This window comes from Geminocystis sp. M7585_C2015_104 (assembly GCA_015295805.1).
Lineage (GTDB): Bacteria > Cyanobacteriota > Cyanobacteriia > Cyanobacteriales > Cyanobacteriaceae > DVEF01.
The window spans coordinates 1-1450 of sequence record DVEF01000074.1 but is presented as its reverse complement, the minus strand read 5'-3'; the positions used below and the strand labels follow the sequence as shown (position 1 = coordinate 1450).

Here is a 1450-nt window from a genome sequence, read left to right as displayed (position 1 = left end):
CTCACACACACAATCCCCCTACACTGGGGATGACTCCAAGCCGCCGCCAATGCCCGTCGTCGCAACTGGTCATCCCCCGCCAGATAGCCGGCTTTTGCCTGGCAAGAAGGTTCTAAAATGATTTTGTAGCCCCTCTTTTGCCAAATTCTTAGTCCTTTTTCCAACCTTTCCCTCTCTCCCTCTCTTAGTCTTCCACTGGGGGCAATCGCCATCAAAAAATCTCCCTGACGCAGGGGTGGTGGTAACAGCATTTTTACCTACTCCGCTCCTTTGCAAGTCGGTCTCCTTTATTGTTTCCGGCTGTTAGACAAATGTCAATTGTTACCCCTAAATGGTCTCTATTTTCTAATAGTATTTTTCCTTCATTTACATAGAGACAAATTAATGTTAAGATAAGATTTTCACATATTAAAGAAGAGTAACAGAATCCTAACTGCAGTCTAACATAATGTCGCCTAGAAGCCTTTATATGAGAGGATGTGCAGCAAATTTTAAATATTGTTAAGGAGGAATCACAAAATTGACAAACAACCCTTATCATCTTGAGTAATGTAGTAGTTAAAGTATCGGTCAAGAGAGGAACACCTCATGACAACAAGTCCTCAAAAAGAGGCGAAAGCTAAAGTGGTAGTAGACTATGATCCTGTACCCACGTCCTTCGAGAAGTGGGGGAAACCAGGACACTTCGACCGCACTTTAGCTAGAGGGCCAAAGACCACAACCTGGATTTGGAACCTCCATGCTGACGCCCACGACTTCGATAGCCAAACCAGTGACCTAGAAGACGTATCCCGCAAAATCTTCAGCGCCCACTTCGGTCACCTGGCAGTAGTGTTCGTATGGCTCAGTGGGATGTACTTCCACGGGGCTAAGTTTTCCAACTACACTGCTTGGTTGGCAGATCCCCTTCATGTAAAACCAAGCGCCCAAGTGGTATGGCCAGTAGTTGGCCAAGGCATACTCAATGGGGACATGGGAGGTGGCTTCCACGGCATCCAAATTACCTCCGGCTTCTTCCAACTGTGGAGGGCCTCTGGGATTACCAATGAATACCAGCTATACGTAACCGCCATCGGTGGTTTGGTAATGGCCGCCCTTATGCTCTTCGCCGGCTGGTTCCACTACCACAAGGCAGCACCCAAGCTGGAGTGGTTCCAAAATGTGGAATCCATGCTGAACCACCACTTGGCCGGTCTGCTGGGATTGGGCTCCCTAGCTTGGGCAGGTCACCAGATCCACGTGTCCCTGCCTATCAACAAGCTGTTGGATCAGGGGGTGGCCCCCGCCGATATACCCCTGCCCCATGAGTTCATACTGCAACCAGCCAAGATGATTGAGCTGTATCCCAGCTTTGCCCAGGGGTTGACCCCCTTCTTCACCTTGAACTGGGGAGTATACTCCGACTTCCTTACCTTCAATGGCGGGTTGAACCCTGTAACCGGCGGCTTGT

Annotated in this window: 2 protein-coding genes; one reads left to right on the top strand and one right to left on the bottom strand. The window is 49.3% G+C overall.

All coding sequences use genetic code 11. The features are described 5' to 3' along the window. Positions 1–251 (bottom strand): LD-carboxypeptidase (locus IGQ44_08790; protein ID HIK38073.1); only part of this gene is annotated, 251 nt, incomplete at its 3' end. 337 nt (positions 252–588) lie between these two features. Between IGQ44_08790 and psaA the strand changes: the two genes are divergently transcribed. Next, positions 589–1450, top strand: an 862-nt coding sequence (psaA, locus tag IGQ44_08785; GenBank protein HIK38072.1) for a photosystem I core protein PsaA, incomplete at its 3' end; no start/stop codon positions are given.